The organism is Bifidobacterium psychraerophilum (assembly GCF_000741705.1).
In the GTDB taxonomy this organism is placed as follows: Bacteria; Actinomycetota; Actinomycetes; order Actinomycetales; family Bifidobacteriaceae; genus Bombiscardovia; species Bombiscardovia psychraerophila.
This window is the reverse complement of sequence record NZ_JGZI01000010.1, coordinates 153036-169969: the sequence shown is the minus strand read 5'-3', so window position 1 is coordinate 169969 and position 16934 is coordinate 153036. Positions and strand designations below refer to the sequence as shown.

The 16934-nt window shown below is 60.1% G+C and carries 17 protein-coding genes; 16 read left to right on the top strand and 1 reads right to left on the bottom strand.

Annotation, left to right across the window (positions count from 1 at the left end; genetic code table 11):
- The first annotated feature begins 182 nt into the window (after positions 1–182).
- From thrS to BPSY_RS11980, 16 genes are all read left to right on the top strand, one after another.
- Positions 183–2228, top strand: coding sequence for a threonine--tRNA ligase (thrS, locus tag BPSY_RS07950; RefSeq protein WP_033496387.1), 2046 nt, complete (start codon positions 183–185; stop codon positions 2226–2228).
- Positions 2229–2239: 11 nt separating this feature from the next.
- Positions 2240–2974, top strand: a complete 735-nt coding sequence (locus BPSY_RS07945) for an HIT family protein (RefSeq protein ID WP_081884348.1) — start codon at positions 2240–2242, stop codon at positions 2972–2974.
- Complete coding sequence (pgsA, locus tag BPSY_RS07940) at positions 2967–3629, top strand: phosphatidylinositol phosphate synthase (RefSeq protein WP_033496389.1); 663 nt, start codon at positions 2967–2969, stop codon at positions 3627–3629. The genes BPSY_RS07945 and pgsA overlap by 8 nt, the downstream gene beginning before the upstream one ends.
- A gap of 9 nt (positions 3630–3638) precedes the next feature.
- Positions 3639–4637 (top strand): phosphatidylinositol mannoside acyltransferase, encoded by a 999-nt coding sequence (locus BPSY_RS07935; protein ID WP_033496391.1) that lies wholly within the window; start codon positions 3639–3641, stop codon positions 4635–4637.
- A gap of 3 nt (positions 4638–4640) precedes the next feature.
- Positions 4641–5876 (top strand): glycosyltransferase family 4 protein, encoded by a 1236-nt coding sequence (locus tag BPSY_RS07930; protein WP_051921850.1) that lies wholly within the window; start codon positions 4641–4643, stop codon positions 5874–5876.
- A 52-nt stretch (positions 5877–5928) separates the two neighbouring features.
- Complete coding sequence (locus BPSY_RS07925; RefSeq protein WP_033496393.1) at positions 5929–6684, top strand: YebC/PmpR family DNA-binding transcriptional regulator; 756 nt, start codon at positions 5929–5931, stop codon at positions 6682–6684.
- A gap of 6 nt (positions 6685–6690) precedes the next feature.
- Positions 6691–7272, top strand: coding sequence for a crossover junction endodeoxyribonuclease RuvC (ruvC, locus tag BPSY_RS07920; protein ID WP_033496395.1), 582 nt, complete (start codon positions 6691–6693; stop codon positions 7270–7272).
- 138 nt (positions 7273–7410) lie between these two features.
- Positions 7411–8022 carry a Holliday junction branch migration protein RuvA gene (gene ruvA / locus BPSY_RS07915; protein ID WP_033496397.1) on the top strand — a complete coding sequence of 204 codons (612 nt, stop codon included), beginning with the start codon at positions 7411–7413 and terminating at the stop codon, positions 8020–8022.
- A 1-nt stretch (position 8023) separates the two neighbouring features.
- Positions 8024–9091, top strand: a complete 1068-nt coding sequence (ruvB, locus tag BPSY_RS07910) for a Holliday junction branch migration DNA helicase RuvB (RefSeq protein WP_033496398.1) — start codon at positions 8024–8026, stop codon at positions 9089–9091.
- A gap of 75 nt (positions 9092–9166) precedes the next feature.
- Positions 9167–9595: a preprotein translocase subunit YajC gene (yajC, locus tag BPSY_RS07905; protein WP_033496400.1), complete on the top strand. Its 429-nt coding sequence runs from the start codon at positions 9167–9169 to the stop codon at positions 9593–9595.
- A gap of 43 nt (positions 9596–9638) precedes the next feature.
- Positions 9639–10220, top strand: coding sequence for an adenine phosphoribosyltransferase (locus tag BPSY_RS07900; protein WP_033496402.1), 582 nt, complete (start codon positions 9639–9641; stop codon positions 10218–10220).
- A gap of 19 nt (positions 10221–10239) precedes the next feature.
- Positions 10240–11457 (top strand): ADP-forming succinate--CoA ligase subunit beta, encoded by a 1218-nt coding sequence (sucC, locus tag BPSY_RS07895; protein ID WP_033496404.1) that lies wholly within the window; start codon positions 10240–10242, stop codon positions 11455–11457.
- Positions 11457–12377 (top strand): succinate--CoA ligase subunit alpha, encoded by a 921-nt coding sequence (gene sucD / locus BPSY_RS07890; protein ID WP_033496406.1) that lies wholly within the window; start codon positions 11457–11459, stop codon positions 12375–12377. The genes sucC and sucD overlap by 1 nt, the downstream gene beginning before the upstream one ends.
- A complete protein-coding gene (locus BPSY_RS07885) occupies positions 12377–13882 on the top strand; it encodes a cell division protein PerM (protein WP_051921849.1) in 1506 nt (501 codons plus the stop codon). Before sucD ends, BPSY_RS07885 begins: the two co-directional genes overlap by 1 nt.
- Positions 13882–15504, top strand: a complete 1623-nt coding sequence (gene purH / locus BPSY_RS07880; protein ID WP_033496408.1) for a bifunctional phosphoribosylaminoimidazolecarboxamide formyltransferase/IMP cyclohydrolase — start codon at positions 13882–13884, stop codon at positions 15502–15504. Before BPSY_RS07885 ends, purH begins: the two co-directional genes overlap by 1 nt.
- A 118-nt stretch (positions 15505–15622) precedes the next feature.
- Positions 15623–15919: a DUF3017 domain-containing protein gene (locus tag BPSY_RS11980; protein ID WP_081884421.1), complete on the top strand. Its 297-nt coding sequence runs from the start codon at positions 15623–15625 to the stop codon at positions 15917–15919.
- Here BPSY_RS11980 and BPSY_RS07870 read toward each other — a convergent pair.
- Positions 15836–16858, bottom strand: coding sequence for an MIP/aquaporin family protein (locus BPSY_RS07870; protein WP_033496412.1), 1023 nt, complete (start codon positions 16856–16858; stop codon positions 15836–15838). The two genes, BPSY_RS11980 and BPSY_RS07870, sit on opposite strands and share 84 nt — an antisense overlap.
- Positions 16859–16934: the final 76 nt, after the last annotated feature.

Below are 16934 nucleotides of genomic sequence, written 5' to 3'. Positions count from 1 at the left end.
CCGAAGCATGCCGTGAACGGGGAGTTCGGCATCATGGCCGTCTGCGCCCATCGGGGGCCACCTTGTCTCCGTCACCTCATATGGTGGCGGTTGTCAAATATCGCGCCTGATTATCATCATGCGCGTACACACACAGTCCAGACCTGCACCTTGTAACGCGGGTCGAGAGTAAGGACGGCACTATGGCAGCCACGCAGACCATCTCCATCACAATCAACGGTGATCCGAAGGAGGTGAATGCCACACAGACCGGAACCGAACTCTTCGCCGAGAACAAGGACATCATTGCGGTCAAGATCAACGGTGAAGCGAGAGACCTGTACACCCCGCTTCATGACGGTGACTCGGTGGAAGCGATAACCCTCGACAGCGTCGAAGGTGTCGCCATCATGCGTCACTCCTGCACCCATGTGATGGCACAGGCCGTCCAGGAGCTTCGCCCTGACGCGAAGCTTGGCATAGGGCCGGTGATCGATGACGGATTCTATTATGACTTCGATGTCGAGAAGCCCTTCACCCCGGAGGATCTCAAGGATATCGAAAAGCGCATGCAGCGCATCATCAAGTCGGCCCAGCGGTTCCAGCGCCGTGTCGTCTCCGAGGACGAGGCACGCGCCGAGGAATCCGATCAGCCTTACAAACTTGAACTGATCGGCGTCAAAGAAGCTGAAATCGACCAGGAGGCCGCAACCGAGGTATCCACTGGCGAACTCAGCATGTACGACAATGTCGACCGTGAAGGCACCGTCGTTTGGAAGGATCTGTGCAGGGGACCACACCTGCCCAACACCCGCTACATCAAGGCATTCAAGCTCCAGCGCACGGCTGCAGCCTACTGGCGCGGCAGCGAGAAGAACCCGATGCTGCAGCGCATATACGGCACCGCATGGCCCAGCAAGGACGAGATGAAGGCGTATCTCTCCCGCATGGAGGAGGCCGCGAAAAGGGATCATCGCAAACTCGGCGCCGAGATGGACCTGTTCTCCTTCCCGGACGAGATCGGACCGGGTCTGGCCGTATTCCACCCCAAGGGCGCGGCGATCATCAACGCGATGGAGGATTACTCGCGCGAGCAGCACCGCAAGCATCACTACAGCTTCGTGCAGACCCCGCACATCACCAAGGGCCATCTCTACGAGATCTCCGGGCATCTGCAGTGGTACAAGGACGGTATGTATCCTCCGATGCATCTTGACGAGGAGACCGATGCCGACGGTCAGGTGACCAAGCAGGGCTTCGACTACTACCTGAAGCCGATGAACTGCCCGATGCACAACCTGATCTTCCGTTCGCGCCAACGTTCATACAAAGAGCTCCCGCTGCGCCTCTTCGAATTCGGCACCGTCTACCGCTACGAGAAGTCCGGCGTGGTCCACGGTCTGACGAGGGTACGTGGTCTCACCCAGGACGATTCCCATATCTACTGCACCCGCGATCAGATGAAGGACGAACTCAAGAGCCTGCTGAACTTCGTGCTCGGCCTGCTCAAGGACTTCGGTCTCAATGATTTCTATCTGGAGCTTTCCACCAAGGATCCGCACAAGTTCGTCGGATCCGACGAGGTGTGGGAGGAGGCGACCAACACCCTCGCCGAAGTCGCCAAGGATTCGGGCCTCGACCTGGTGGACGACCCGGGTGGCGCCGCCTTCTATGGGCCGAAGATCTCGGTCCAGGCACGCGATGCCATTGGACGCACATGGCAGGTCTCCACGATCCAGCTTGACTTCAATCTTCCTGAGCGATTCCAATTGGAATACGTCGCCGCCGATGGATCGCACCAACGGCCGGTTATGATCCACCGTGCGCTTTTCGGTTCGATCGAGCGCTTCTTCGCGATTCTGCTCGAACATTACGCCGGAGCCTTCCCCGCATGGCTTGCACCCGTGCAGGTCGAGGCCATCCCCGTCGCGGATGAATACACGGAGCATCTCGAAGGCATCCTGCACCGCTTGGAGGATGCGTTGGTGCGCTGCGAAATCGATCGTTCGGATGACCGCTTCGGCAAGAAGATCCGCAACGCCTCGAAATCCAAGGTGCCTTTCACCCTTATCGCCGGTGAGGATGACCGGAGCAGGAACGCGGTGAGCTTCCGTTTCCGTGACGGCAGCCAGATCAACGGCGTTCCCGTCGACGAGGCCATCAATGGCATAACCACGGCGATCGCACGACGCGCCCAGATCAGCTCCAGCGAGGACTTCACCGCAGCTACGGGCATCAGCCAGCAGTAAGCTGAAGAACTATGGAAAACAGGGATGATGTCCCACGTGAAGAGGGCGCGCAATTGAATACGGAATCCGCGCGCCCGACTGTGCGGCAGGACGATGCTTATCAGGATGATGGGCAGCAGGGGAACTCATCGCAGGTCCGTTGTGACACGGTCGACGATTTCCCCCCGCAGGAGGATCATATCCAGCGCTTGTGGACGCCCCAGCGCATGGCGTATGTGCTGGCCCCCGACAAGGAGAAATCACCGCGGACAGGGCAGTGCCCGTTCTGCGAGGCTCCGAAGAAATCCGATGAGGACGGCCTGATCGTATGGCGCGGCACCAAGGTCTTCGTCATCATGAATCTGTACCCCTACAACGTGGGACATGTGATGGTGTGCCCCTATCGCCATGTGAGCCTGCTGACCGATCTTGACGACGATGAGCTCATCGAATTCGAAAAGACCAGTGCGCAGGCCATGCGGGTGATGGACAAGGTCTCACATCCGGACGGATGGAATCTGGGCATCAACCAGGGCGAGGTCGCGGGTGCCGGCATAGCATCCCATCTCCACCAGCACATCGTGCCGAGATGGAACGGGGATTCCAACTTCATGCCGATCGTGGCGCAGACACGCACGATGCCCATTCTGCTTTCGGACCAGCGCAGCCAGTATGCGCAGGCCTTTGCGGCCCTGTGCGGCACCGAAGACACGAATCATGCGCGCCCGACGCGCGAAGACCCCAATGAAAGGGATATCGATGTTTGAGCACTTGCGCAAACCCTGGAAGCGTCTGATCGCCCCCATCGCACGCGGTCTGGTGTCCATCGGAGTCACCGCCAACGTGGTGACCGTGGTCGGGGCGGTGGGCACGGTTGTGGTTTCGATCATCACCGGCCTGACCGGCTGGCTGCTACCCGGTGCGATCGTGCTCACCATCCTGGTGATCTTCGATTCCCTGGACGGCTCCGTTGCCGCACTCAGCGGCGGAGGCACCCAATTCGGCGCCTTTCTGGATTCGACATTGGACCGTATCGCCGACTGGGCCGTGCTCACAGGCGTCATCATATACTTCCACCGTCTGATCTCCTCGGGCGCCACCGGCCCCAACGACTACTGGCCTGAAATCGGCATGTATGCGGCCCTGTTCTCGGTGATGACATCCTTTGTCACATCGTATGCACGGGCGCGCGCCGAAGCCGAAGGCTTCGAAGCGAAGAACGGCGTCGCGACACGATCCGACCGACTCGTCATCATTCTGGTCGGCATGGCGCTCACCGGCATCGGGCTGCCGCCAGCAGTGCTCACCTGCTGCATGCTGCTGCTTGCGGCCCTGGGCGTTCTGACCGTGTGGCAACGCATATGGCATGTCAGCAGAAGCATGAGCACATCCACGAAACCCGCCAATCCGGAACACGAGTGAGCTGAATCCATGAACCATGTGCTCAGTGCCCTGGCGAAACATGCCTCATGGCTGCCGGAAACCCTGATCCGGGCGGTGTTCTCCTTCGCGGCGGATGCGGCCTGGCTGCTGCATATCGCAGGGGTGCGCCAGTTGGAACGCAATCTCCGGCAGGTCCTGCAGCACCGAGACGGCCAGGTGGACCGCAGGACGCTCCGCCGGAGTTCGCGCAAGGCGATGCATTCCTATTTCATGTATTTCGCCGAGGCCCTGACCGTCGGCGCCCGCAGCGAGCAGGAGCTTCTGGCGCGCATCAGAGGCGAGGGGGAGGGTTTCGCCTCCATACAGGAACTCTGCGTCGAATCTTCCGCCCCAATCGCGATGGGACACCAGGGCAACTGGGACTATGCGGGATTCTGGGCGAATACGGCCATCGCGCCGGTAACGACGGTCGCCGAACGCCTGAAGAACGAGGAGCTGCTCAAGGTCTTCGTTTCCATCCGCGAAGAACTCGGCATGACCATTCTGCTCACCGGAGAGCACGGCCTCATCGGGCAATTGGAGGAGCGCCTGGACGAAGCGCATGTCATCGTTCCTCTGCTGGCCGACCGCGATCTGAGCAGACACGGCGTCTTCGTCAACGCATTCGGATCGCTGATGCGCGTGGCACGTGGACCGGCCACCATAGCGCTGGAAACGGGACGCCCGCTCTATGTGTTCAACATGCACAGGGAGGCCCTGGACGCCGCAGGCAGGCGTGTCGCGGGAATCAAGCATGGCTATGTGTGCACGATAAGCGGCCCGATCGATCCCCACCCCTATGAGGACATGCCCAAGGAAGAGGCGATTACGGCGCTGTCCCAGGCCTGGGTCGACATCTGGTCGGCCAAGATAGAGGACCATCCAGAGGATTGGCACATGCTGCAGCCGGTGTTCATCGAAGATCTCGATCTTGCCAGAATGCATGGCGTGCCAGAAAATATTGACAGCATATCCAGAACATCGGCGGGCCCGAGTGGGAGAATGTAATACATGCGCTCAGAACTTTCCCAGCTTCCTGCCAGCGATGCCGGTGATCCGCTTAACGGCAGAAAATTGAAAGTCGGCATCATCAGCCCCTATTCCTTCGAAACCCCGGGTGGCGTGCAATTCCACATCAGGGATTTCGCGAAGCAGCTGATCGCCCGGGGACATGACGTCGAGGTGCTGGCCCCGGGACGACGCACGCATGATATGCCACTGTGGGTGCAGACCACAGGAAGTTCCTTCGCGATTCCCTACAATGGATCAGTCGCCAACCTCAGCTACTTCGGATGGGTCGGATCGGTCACCAGACGATGGATCAAACAAGGCCATTTCGACATCGTGCACCTCCATGAGCCCGAAGTGCCCAGTATCAGCCACAAACCCCTAATCCCCGGGTTTGAGCCCTGCCCGTACGTCGCGACCTTCCACGCCTCATTCGACACCTACCCACTGGCCCTGAGATGCACGCAGTTCTATCTGCGTTCATACCTGTCCAATATCAAATCGGCCATATGCGTGAGTGATGCCGCGATGGATACAGCCAGTCATTATCTGGATCCCTCAACCGATATCTCGGTCATTCCCAACGGCATCTGCACCAGCGCATATGCGACGGCCTCCACGAAGGACGAATGGCTGGGCACATCGACAAGCCCGACCATCGGTTTCCTCGGACGCATGGGGGAGGAGCGCAAGGGCTTCGCCGTATTCGCCCGTGCTGCATCGCTGATTCTCAAGCGTTTCCCACAGGCCCGTTTTCTCTGCGTTGGCGACGGTGAGCATGACGGTCGCAAGATACTCGCTTCCGTCTCCGAAGAGCTCATCGCGCACACGGAGTTTCTCGGACGCATCAGCGAAGAGGACAAGGCCTCGTTCTATAAAAGCCTCACCGTGTATGTGGCCCCGCAGACCGGCGGCGAAAGCTTCGGCATCGTGCTGGCGGAGGCGATGGCTGCCGGATGCGCGACCGTGGCATCCGATCTCAAGGCCTTCCAGGCGGTATCCCGACAAGGCAAGGCGGCGACGCTCTTCACCAATGGTGACGCCCAGGATTGCGCCAGGGCGATCACGGAGCTGATAGAGGATGACGGGGCCCGTGCGAGGCTCTGTGTCGAGGGTGAGGCCAGGGCCCGCGACTATGACTGGTCCCGGGTCACCAGCAGTGTGCTTTCCGTCTATGCCGACGTCCTCAACGCGCCCAAAGAGGGGCACCGCTTCACCCGACAGCGTCATATTGTCTGAGAGACACCCTAAAATCATTGTCGTTTAACGTATCGAATCTGTCAGGAGCGAAATGTCAGGGCATTCCAAGTGGGCCACCACCAAGCATAAGAAGGCTGCCATCGACGCCAAGCGCGGCAAGCTCTTCGCGAAGCTGATCAAGAACATCGAGATCGCAGCACGCACCGGTGGCGGCGACCCCGATGGAAACCCGACCTTGTACGATGCCATCGTCAAAGCCAAGAAGTCGTCGGTGCCTGCCGACAATATCAGCCGCGCCGTCAAGCGCGGTTCCGGCGAAGAGGCCGGTGCGGCGAACTACGAGGATATCGTCTATGAAGGCTACGCACCTGCCGGTGTCGGACTCATCATCGAATGTCTGACCGACAACCGCAATCGTGCGGCCGCCGAAGTGCGTTCGACACTCACCAAATTCGGCGGGTCCTTGGCGCAGAACGGCTCCGTGAGCTTCAACTTCGAGCGCAAGGGACAGATCGTGGTTCCTGCGTCGAATGTCGATTATGACAAGGTCTTCGAGATCGCGGCCGAAGCCGGTGCGGAGGATGTGACCGACGGTGAGGAAAGCTATGCCGTCATCACCGATCCAAGCGATATGGTCACGGTTCGCAAAGCACTGCAGGATGCCGGCATCGACTACGATTCGGCCGATCTGGTGCTCAACCCCAAGAGCGAGGTGGAACTCGACATCGACTCCGCACGCAAGGTCATCAAACTCATCGACAACCTCGATGACCTCGATGATGTTCAGAACCTCTACTACAACTGGACGGCGTCTGATGACGTTCTGGCCCAGCTCGACGAGGAGTAAGGAACAGTGATCATCCTTGGCGTCGATCCCGGGCTTACACGCTGCGGGGTCGGCGTTATCGAAGCCGGCGCTTCACGCCGGCTTTCCTTTATCCATGTGGATGTGGTGCGCTCAGCGCCAGAGGAAAGCCAGGATCTGCGCCTGCTGACCATCTTCAACGGCCTTTCGGCGAAGATGGATGCCTTCTCGCCCGATGCGGTGTCGATCGAAAGGGTTTTCGCCCAGTCCAACAGAAACACCGTTCTGGGGACGGCCCAGGCCGCGGGATTGGCCATGCTCGCTGCGGCCCAACGGGGCATCCCCGTGGCCCTGCATACCCCGACCGAGGCGAAGCTCGCCATTTCCGGAAACGGAAAAGCCGAAAAGATCCAGATGGAACGCATGGTGACCACCATTCTCAGACTCAACCAGTTGCCCAAGCCCGCTGACGCCGCGGATGCCCTGGCTCTGGCGATATGCCATGCGTTGCGCCCCGGTGGTGCCCTGCAGGGAGGGGAACGGGAGCAGCATCTCACAGCCGCCCAGCGTCAGTGGACGACGGCAAGTCAGAAGGCCGCCCGAAGCCGCGGGGTCGGCAGAGGCATGTAGACTATCGAACAAACGTTCGAAACATGTATCCCGCTCTGATGTCCCGTACGCAGCGGTGCCGTTGCAACGCGATCAGCGTATCGCAGCGGTATCGGTGCGGGAGGCCGCAGGCGGGGCAATGGAAGCAGGGATGGGTGCATGATTGCTTTACTCTCGGGAACAGTGGTGGCTATCGAAGCGGATATCGCCACGATCGACGTCTCCGGCGTTGGCTATGAGGTGCATATGCCGGCCGGTGATCTGACCAGTATGCATGCCGGATCATCCACCCGGGTATACACGACCATGAACGTTTCGCAGGATGCGATCACGCTCTTCGGATTCATCTCCAAATCCTCGAAGACCCTTTTCGTCAGATTGCAGAAGGTCAGCGGCATCGGTCCCAAGGTGGCGTTGTCCCTGCTGTCGACGCTCAAACCGGATCAGCTCGTCGCCGCGGTGGAGGCCGGCGATGCGGCCGCTCTGGCCAAGGCGCCTGGTTTGGGACGCAAGGGCGCGCAGAAGATCATCCTGGATCTTGCGGGACATATCGACCTGCCCAAAGCACCTTCAAGCGGGACGGAGGAGAACTTGGACGAAGGCAGCGAGCAGGTGCTGCAGGGTCTGCTCTCCCTCGGATGGCAGATGCGGGATGCGGAGCAGGCGGTGCGCAAGACATTGCAAGACTCCGGATTCTCCCTGCCGTTGCCTTCCGAAGATGTGCCCCGGGCGCTTAAACTTGCCTTGACTTCACTCGACAGGGGGCGCTGATATGTCCGCGGAACAGCAGGACGCGATGTTGCAGAACAATGGGGCCAATGAGGATTCGCTCAGGATGGTTTCCGCGGATCCCATCAGTGACGAGGTGCTCAGCGACGAGGAGCTCCGACCCGACACCCTCGCGGGATTCATCGGCCAGCCGAGGCTCAAGGCGCAGCTGGGACTGTTCCTGGACGCGGCGAAGAAACGCGATGTCGCCCCAGACCATATCCTACTCGCAGGCCCTCCGGGACTCGGCAAAACGACTTTGGCGATGATCGTCGCCAAGGAGATGGATGTCACCATCCGCATCACCTCCGGCCCTGCGATTCAACATGCGGGCGATCTCGCCTCGATGCTCAGCTCGCTCGAAACGGGCGAAGTGCTGTTCATCGATGAGATCCACCGTCTGCCACGCGCCGCCGAAGAGCTGTTGTACATCGCTATGGAGGATTTCCGTGTCGATGTGATGGTCGGCAAGGGTCCGGGTGCCTCATCGATACCCTTGACGCTTCCCCGCTTCACGGTCATCGGGGCCACGACCCGTGAAGGCATGCTGCCTTCACCGCTGAGGGCGCGCTTCGGATTCACGGCTCATCTCGACTTCTATCCGCATGAGGAGCTTGAGCGTCTGATCGACAGATCAGCCTCGGTCCTGCATGTGCGCCTGGTCTCGGATGCCGCCACCGAACTGTCCCTTCGTTCACGGGGCACGCCGCGCATCGCCAACCGTCTTCTCCGCCGTGTCCGCGATTGGGCCGTGGTCCATGATCTGGAAACCGTCGGGCCCGATGACGTCCGTCAGGCCCTCAGCCTGTATCAGATCGACTCGGAGGGTCTGGATCGCTTGGATATAGCCGTGCTGAAGGCCGTGGTGACGAATTTCAACGGAGGTCCGGTCGGACTGAACAATCTCGCCGCGATGGTCGGGGAAGAGGCCGAAACGGTGGAAACCGTATGCGAACCCTATCTGGTTCGCGAAGGTTTCATGATCCGGACGCCCAAGGGTCGTGTCGCCACGGCGAAGGCCTGGGCCCACCTCGGTCTGGAACCCGGACCGGATGTCAACAAGCTGTTCTAAAATCAAGTCTTTGGATGTGTTGAACTCTTCGCTCTTCTGCGCCTCCGATACCCCCAAACTCTAAGGAGCAAGCCAATGGAATATTCTTTCATGATTGTCGTCATCGTGTTCATGGTCGGACTGATGTGGTGGCAATCTCGTAAATCCAAGCAGCAACAGTCCAAGGTCAAGGACTTCAGGGAGTCATTGCAGCCGGGTACCGAGGTCGCGACCTTCTCGGGTCTCATCGGCACCGTGGTTTCGGTCGATCTCGACAAGGATCAGATCGTGATCGATTCGGAGGGTGCGCAGTCACGTTGGCGCATCCAGGCGATCACCGAGCCTCCCGTCGTCCCCGCATTCGTTTCCGATGATGAGGTCGATGCCGAGGGCAATCCCCTTGAGGCGCCGAATGACGCGGATCAGGCACAGATCGCCACTGATTCCAGTGCCGCCCAGGAGCCCATCGATGTGCAGAGCGTGACGACCGACGAAGCGCCGGAGCAGCATCCAGCAGCCAAGTAAGTTGTCGACAACCGCCATAGAGACGAATACAAGGAAGTCACCCATGCCCAAGTCCGACATCAAAGCCGGCAACATCCCTTCTCTGCAGAGCGAGGAGATCGAATACCTGATCTCCCTGTTCCGCAGTATTCCGGATTTCCCGAAGCCCGGAATACTCTTCAGGGATTTCATGCCGGTGTTGGCGGATCCACGCGGATTATCGTTGTTGATACGAGCGATGCTCGCCAACCTGCCGGTATCGCCTGACGAGATCGATGTAGTCGCCGGGCTTGAGGCCAGGGGCTTCCTGCTGGGGCCTGCAATGGCCAATGCCCTGGGCAAAGGATTCATCGCGGTCCGCAAGGCGGGCAAACTTCCGCCCGAAACGCTCAGTCAGACGTATGCTTTGGAGTATGGTTCCGCATGCGTGGAGATCGAACAGGACGCGTGTGCACACGGTGAGCGCGTACTGGTTGTTGACGATCTGATCGCCACAGGCGGGTCCGCGCATGCTGCAGCCCAATTGATCCAGGCCTCGGGTGCCAGTGTCAGCGGCTACAGTTTCGTCATGGAACTTGAAGGGCTGAACGGTCGCGATGCGCTGGAGCAGCATCCGGTCAGCACATTGTTCAGTATGCCGGCGTAGGGGTCATTAAGGAAGCACAATGGATTTGTATGAATACCAGGCTCGTGAGCTACTGGAGGAGCAGGGGATCGCAACTCCGCGAGCGATTTTCGCGCAGAACTCCCATGAGGTGGCCTCTGCCGCCGATGAAATCGGATACCCGTGCGTCATCAAGGCGCAGGTGAAAACCGGTCATCGCGGTCAGGCCGGGGGAATCAAACTCGCCTCGAACAGGGATGACGCGATACTCACATCGGAACAGATACTGCCGATGAGCATCCACGGACATAAATGCAGTGGGGTTCTTGTCGCTGGCGCCAAGAACGTTCTGCACGAATACTACGTGTCGATTTCAGTCGATCGCGCCTCCCGGGATTTCGATGTGCTGGCGACGGCGAATGGCGGCACCGAAGTGGAGGTCATCGCCAAAGAGCATCCTGAAGCGGTCAAAAGGCTTCATATAGGGGCACTTGAGGACTTCGACCTCGCAGCGGCGACCGAGATGGCCGCCAGCATCGGTTTCTACCATGCGGATGTGGATCAGGCCGCACAGATCCTGCTCAAGATGTGGCGCGCCTTCAAAGAGAATGACGCCACCCTGGTGGAGATCAATCCGCTCGCCAAAGTCGGCGATCCGGAGGACGAATCCTCGAAAACGCTGTGCGCATTGGATGCGAAGATCTCCTTGGACGACAATGCGGCCTTCCGTCATGACGGATGGGAGCGCTTCAAGGACCCGATCCAGACGGACCCTTATGAGCAGCAGGCCAGGGAACACGGCCTGCACTATGTGCATCTGAACGGTCAGGTCGGCGTCATAGGCAACGGGGCCGGACTGGTGATGAGTTCGCTCGATGCGGTATCGGGAGCGGGCGAGGAACAGGGCACCGGCGTGAAACCGGCGAATTTCCTCGATATCGGGGGAGGGGCCTCAGCCGAGGTGATGAGCAGAAGCCTGTCCATCGTGCTCTCCGACCCGCAGGTGCTTTCCGTGATGGTCAACATCTACGGAGGCATCACCAGATGCGATCTGGTGGCCGAAGGCATCCTTCAGGCGTTGCAGACACTCAATTCGGCGAAACCGATCGTGATCCGTTTCGATGGCAATGCCGCGCAGGAAGGCTTGTCCACCATCTCCCAGGCGAATAACCCCCGCCTGCATGTGGCCAAAACCATGGAGGAGGCGGCACAGACGGCGGCATCGCTCGCCGCGCAGTTCAGCCCCTCATCCTCCTGGCCATCCAAGGAGAACCGCTGATGCCACTGTTCATTGATGCACAAGCGCCCGTCATCGTCCAAGGCATGACCGGTCATCAGGGCATGACGCACACCGCACGTATGCTCGCCGCAGGCACCCCCATCGTCGCAGGGGTGAACCCCAGGAAAGCGGGGAGTTCGGTGGCCTTCACCTCAGCCGATGGCGGCGAGGTCGATATCCCGGTATTCGCCGACTGCCAGCAGGCAAAGGATGCGACCGGAGCCAGGGCCAGCGTCGTCTTCGTCCCCCCTCGCTTCGCGAAAGCCGCGATGATCGAGGCGATACAGGCGAAGATCGAGCTGATCGTGGTCATCACCGAGGGCATTCCCGTGGCCGATACAGCCTATTGCGTGGCCCTTGCGCAACGCCATGGGGTTCGGATCATCGGCCCCAACTGCCCCGGTCTGATCACCCTGCCCAATGAGCAGAATGGCGCGGGCACGAATCTGGGAATCATCCCCGACAAAATCGTGAGCAGCGGCCCCCTCGGATTGGTATCCAAATCGGGGACGCTGACCTATCAGCTGATGGGCGAACTCGCGGATATCGGATTCACCGCATGCCTGGGCGTCGGTGGCGATCCGATTGTCGGAACCACATTGCTTGAAGCCCTCCAATCCTTCGAAGAGGATGAGAACACCAAAGCCTGCATCCTGATTGGCGAGATCGGGGGAGATGCCGAGCAGGAGGCCGCACGTTGGGCGAAGGAGCATATGAGCAAGCCCATCGTCGCATACATCGCGGGTTTCACGGCCCCCGAAGGCAGACAGATGGGTCATGCCGGAGCCATCGTTTCAGGAGGCAAAGGAACCGCGCAGGCCAAGCAGGATGCCCTGGAGGCAGTGGGCATACGCGTCGGCAAGACACCCGGGCAGACCGCTGAGATCATGCGCGAGGTGCTGGCGGGTGCCGCCCGGTAATGAACGCACGCATCCACACATGGCTTAAGGGACTGTATGTGACCATCGTCACGATGGCCATTTACGCCGTTGCACTCGGATGCTTCATCTCCTTGATGCTGCTGGTGATTTCGATGGAGGAGGGAGGATCGCTTTCCTCGCTCTCCGTCGGCCTGACCAGTGCGATCCTGCTCCTCTCGCAAGGTGCGGGATTCACCTCGGGCTCCTTCCTCATCACGCTGATACCTTTGCTGCTGAGCATCATGCTGGTGCTGCTCATACGTGCACTCGCCCTGAAGATCGGTACCAGCTGGGGCGGGTATGTGTGCGGTCTGGCTTCATGGGTGCTTATCCATATAGCGCTGCTGCACACGACCGGGTACACGCTGGTCACCTCTGAATGGTTGAATCTGCTGGGCATAGGCCTGGTGTTCTCGCTCGGATATCTGTGGGCGCTGCTACCAGGCGACGACACGGTGCACAGCCTGTTGGAGCGCGCCCAACGTGCGATGCCCCCCGCCTTGTACCAGTCCATACGTCTCGCGATCAGAATATGGATAAGCCTGCTGGTCGCCTTGGCCATATGCGGCATCGCGACGGTCGCCGTCTGGTCCCTGATGAACGCCAGCACGATGGGCCGGGTCTTCGACCTCGTGGGCATGGGTACCGGTTCTCGCATCATGACGACCCTAGCCAGCGTCGCATGGCTGCCGAACCTTTGCATCTGGGCCGTATCGTGGCTTTCCGGGGCCGGGTTCACCATCGGCAGCTCGGCCAACTTCTCGCTTTGGGTGGGACAGTCCACGGACCTTCCACCTGTTCCCGTCTTCGGTCTGCTGCCCTCGGCGCTTGAGAACGATCTGCTCCGCGTGCTGTGCATGTCCGTTCCGGCCGCCCTGGCCTTCATCCTCGCACTGCTTGCCATGCTGCACCCACACGCCTTCCACGTATGGCGGCGCGGGGAACAGCAGGATCGAAGTCTGCTGAGCAGGAAGAACCTGCTGAGATTCGGCTATCCCGCGCTCTCCTTCTGCCTGGTCTCGATACTCCTCACCGTCAGCTCCACAGCCGTGTTCTCCCTCTCCAATGGGGCCTTGGGCAGCAAACGGCTTGCGCATGTGGGTGTGGACGTGGCCAATACCACCAGTATGCTGGCACATTCCACGGCACTTGGCCTTGCAATCGCCTGGGGCGTGGTGCTTCTGGCCTATGGCCTGCGTTTCGGCGGAATCTGGTTCATCGCGGAGATCAAACGCCGTGCCGATGTCTCGCACTCGCTGAGCCCAGACAACGAAGAGCGCGATGATGCAGGGGATTCGGATGGATCCCGCGAAGGCAAGGGGCCATCAGGCGACAGGGACGGAGCCTCAACGACGAGCGCACCCGATGATGAGACTTCCGAAGCATCCTCCCGCGATGCTGCGCCGCAACGCAGGGTCGTCAGTGGAACTTCGGGGGATAACAATGGGACCGAAGCATTCAGTCTCTCCAACGACTCCCATCCGCACCACAAGGAGGAACAGTAATGCCAAGCAGCAAGCGACCGATCAACAGGGCACTGGTGTCCATATTCCACAAGGAAGGCATCGAAGTGCTGGCCGAGGCCTTCGCCAAAGCCGGAACAGAGGTGGTCTCGACCGGTTCGACCGCCAAGGTTCTGCAAAGCCTCGGCGTCAAGGTGACCCCGGTCGAAAAGGTGACGGGCTTCCCCGAAAGCCTGGACGGTCGCGTGAAAACGCTCGATCCTCACGTGCATGCGGGAATCCTGGCCGATATGACGAATCCGGCGCATGTATCCCAACTGGATGATCTCGGCATCAAGCCTTTCGATATGGTTGTCGTCAACCTCTATCCTTTTGCCGACACCGCACGTTCGGGTGCCGATGCGGCCGCCGTGATCGAGAAAATCGACATCGGCGGCCCGTCGATGGTCAGGGGAGCCGCGAAGAACCATGCCTCCGTCGCCGTGATCACGGATCCGAAGGACTATGCGCTGGCCGCACAGCGTGTGGAATCAGGGGAAGGCTTCGACCTCGATGAGCGCAGATGGCTGGCGGCCAAGGCTTTCGCGCATACGGCCGCCTACGATGCGACCATCGCCGAATGGACGGCAGCCCAGTGGCCTCAACCGGAAGGCATCGGCACACTTGCCGACGATGCTTCGTCTGCTTCTGACTCCTCCTTCCCGGAGGCCCTGACGCGTACCTGGGACCGTTCTCACACGCTCAGATATGGGGAGAATCCTCATCAGCAGGCGGCGCTCTATCTCGACCCGCTGGATCGGAATGGCTTCGCCCATGCCGAACAGCTCGGCGGAAAGCCCATGAGCTACAACAATTTCGTGGATGCCGACTCGGCCTGGCGCAGTGTTTGGGATTTCCCGGGCACCATAGCCGTGGCCGTGGTCAAGCATTCGAATCCCTGCGGTCTCGCCATAGGCGCTGATGTTGCCGAAGCCCACCGCAAGGCCCACGCATGCGATCCGATGAGTGCCTACGGCGGTGTGATCGCAGCCAATGCGACGGTGACCCTGCAGATGGCGCAACAGGTCAAGCCGATCTTCACCGAAGTCATTGTGGCTCCGGACTATGACGCCGATGCGCTCACCCTGCTGCAGAGCAAGAAGAACCTGCGCATCCTGAAGGTCGCGAAGCCTCCGAGGACCCAGGATCAGATCAGACAGATCGACGGTGGTCTGCTCGTCCAGAGCCAGGATCACATCGATGCCGCGGGCGATGCCCCCGAGACCTGGACGCTTGTCGCGGGTGAGGCGGCGGATGCCGGTGTGCTCAAGGATCTGAACTTCGCTTGGAGGGCCATCCGTTCGGTCAAGTCGAATGCCATCCTCATCGCGCATGATGGCGCCACGGTCGGCATCGGCATGGGACAGGTCAACCGGGTTGATTCCAGCCATCTGGCCGTCACCAGGGCCAACACCCTGGCTGATGGTGCCAATCGGACGCAGGGTGCCGTCGCGGCATCGGATGCCTTCTTCCCGTTCCCCGACGGCATGGAGATTCTGGCGGACGCGGGTGTCAAGGCCGTGGTGCAGCCAGGAGGATCCATACGTGACGAAGCCGTTTTCGAGGCGGCCCAGAAGGCCGGAGTGACCATGTATGTCACCGGGGCCCGCCACTTCTTCCACTGATCGGAGGCAGGGCCTCGGCCTTGGTGAATTCGGGTGCGTGAGCATACGATCGTTGCCGTTTCAGCATCATCATCGACAAGAAGGAGTCATGACCATGGGACATCCGCAAGATCCTGATATGAAGAAGCGCAAGAGCACGCACCCCTTCGTCTCCGAACGCCACGAAGGCAACCCGCTGTTCGAGTGGTCGGTTACCATGGTCGTCGTGGCCAGTGGCATCATTGCCTGGTTCGGATATCATATGGCGGCAACGGTGATCATCTCCGTTGCCGCCATATGCACTGCTGTGCTACGTCTTACGCTGCGAGAACGCAGCCCTTGGAAGGTACGCTCAGTCGCGTTTGACTCCTTCATCGGAATCGCTCTGGGCCTCGGTCTCCTCGTTACCTACTTCAGCATCAGATTGCTGCTCTGAATCCTTCTGCTCATACTCTTCAGCGGATTCCTCCGAGGTGGCTGCGGGTGATTCGCTCGTGTACACGATTTCGTCACCGATGATCTCCACATCCTCGTCATCTCCGTCGGATTCGACATCATAGGCCGCACCGGCAAGCGCACTGTTGCCCTTCACCATATTGGTGATGATGATGACCAGTGAGACGATCGCGGCGGCGAGGATCGGGCAGATCCAGAAGACCCACAGCTGCTGCAGCGGCTCCTGGCTGAGACCCTTGTTCTGGGCGAAGATGGCAATACCCGTCGAACGCGCGGGGTTCAGGCCTGCACCGGTGATCGGGAAGGTGATGGCTGCGGCGATCGCGTATGCGAATCCCGAGTACAGGGCATGACGCTTGTCCGCGCCGCCGTTGTCGCGCAGGGTGCTTACGGCCGCGCCGACGACGATCAGACCCGCAACGATTTCAAGCACGATGGCCATGGTGACGTTGAAGGAGATGTTCGCCTGCGAAAGCATGCTGTTCGAGGCGGAACCCTTATCGAAGCCGTTGACCGCGGAGGTCAGCCACATCGAGGAAGTCACCGTGCTGGATGTCGGCAGGATGCCGATGACTATCGCCGCTGAGGCAATCGCGCCGAGAAGCTGTGCGATCACATAGAAGAGGCCTTCGAGCCAGCCGATCTTTGCGGTGAACACGGCCGCGATCGTCACAGCAGGATTGAAATGCGCACCGGATATACGGCCGAACAAAGCGCTTCCCGCAGCATAGGCGAGTCCTGTGGCGAGTGCCACGTACATGACGCTTGCGCCATAGAGGACCTGTCCCCAGGTTCCCACGGCGAAGAGTGCGAAGGTCACCAGGAAGGTGCCGGCGAACTCGGCTCCGACCCTGATGGCTGTCGCAGGCGAGAACGTGCTCTTCAACACTGCACTGCTGGATGTTTGATTACCTGTCATTGATATGGTCCTTATATTCTGTTGAGGTTGTTAAGCCTGTGAACGATTGTCATAGTACCAGTCGAAGGTCATGCTG

Bases quoted from the DNA above. Each gene is read 5' to 3' on its own strand.
- thrS (WP_033496387.1), top strand. From the start codon at position 183: ATGGCAGCCACGCAGACCATCTCCATCACAATCAACGGTGATCCGAAG.
- BPSY_RS07945 (WP_081884348.1), top strand. From the start codon at position 2,240: ATGGAAAACAGGGATGATGTCCCACGTGAAGAGGGCGCGCAATTGAAT.
- pgsA (WP_033496389.1), top strand. From the start codon at position 2,967: ATGTTTGAGCACTTGCGCAAACCCTGGAAGCGTCTGATCGCCCCCATC.
- BPSY_RS07935 (WP_033496391.1), top strand. From the start codon at position 3,639: ATGAACCATGTGCTCAGTGCCCTGGCGAAACATGCCTCATGGCTGCCG.
- BPSY_RS07930 (WP_051921850.1), top strand. From the start codon at position 4,641: ATGCGCTCAGAACTTTCCCAGCTTCCTGCCAGCGATGCCGGTGATCCG.
- BPSY_RS07925 (WP_033496393.1), top strand. From the start codon at position 5,929: ATGTCAGGGCATTCCAAGTGGGCCACCACCAAGCATAAGAAGGCTGCC.
- ruvA (WP_033496397.1), top strand. From the start codon at position 7,411: ATGATTGCTTTACTCTCGGGAACAGTGGTGGCTATCGAAGCGGATATC.
- ruvB (WP_033496398.1), top strand. From the start codon at position 8,024: ATGTCCGCGGAACAGCAGGACGCGATGTTGCAGAACAATGGGGCCAAT.
- yajC (WP_033496400.1), top strand. From the start codon at position 9,167: ATGGAATATTCTTTCATGATTGTCGTCATCGTGTTCATGGTCGGACTG.
- BPSY_RS07900 (WP_033496402.1), top strand. From the start codon at position 9,639: ATGCCCAAGTCCGACATCAAAGCCGGCAACATCCCTTCTCTGCAGAGC.
- sucC (WP_033496404.1), top strand. From the start codon at position 10,240: ATGGATTTGTATGAATACCAGGCTCGTGAGCTACTGGAGGAGCAGGGG.
- sucD (WP_033496406.1), top strand. From the start codon at position 11,457: ATGCCACTGTTCATTGATGCACAAGCGCCCGTCATCGTCCAAGGCATG.
- BPSY_RS07885 (WP_051921849.1), top strand. From the start codon at position 12,377: ATGAACGCACGCATCCACACATGGCTTAAGGGACTGTATGTGACCATC.
- purH (WP_033496408.1), top strand. From the start codon at position 13,882: ATGCCAAGCAGCAAGCGACCGATCAACAGGGCACTGGTGTCCATATTC.
- BPSY_RS11980 (WP_081884421.1), top strand. From the start codon at position 15,623: ATGAAGAAGCGCAAGAGCACGCACCCCTTCGTCTCCGAACGCCACGAA.
- BPSY_RS07870 (WP_033496412.1), bottom strand. From the start codon at position 16,858: ATGACAGGTAATCAAACATCCAGCAGTGCAGTGTTGAAGAGCACGTTC.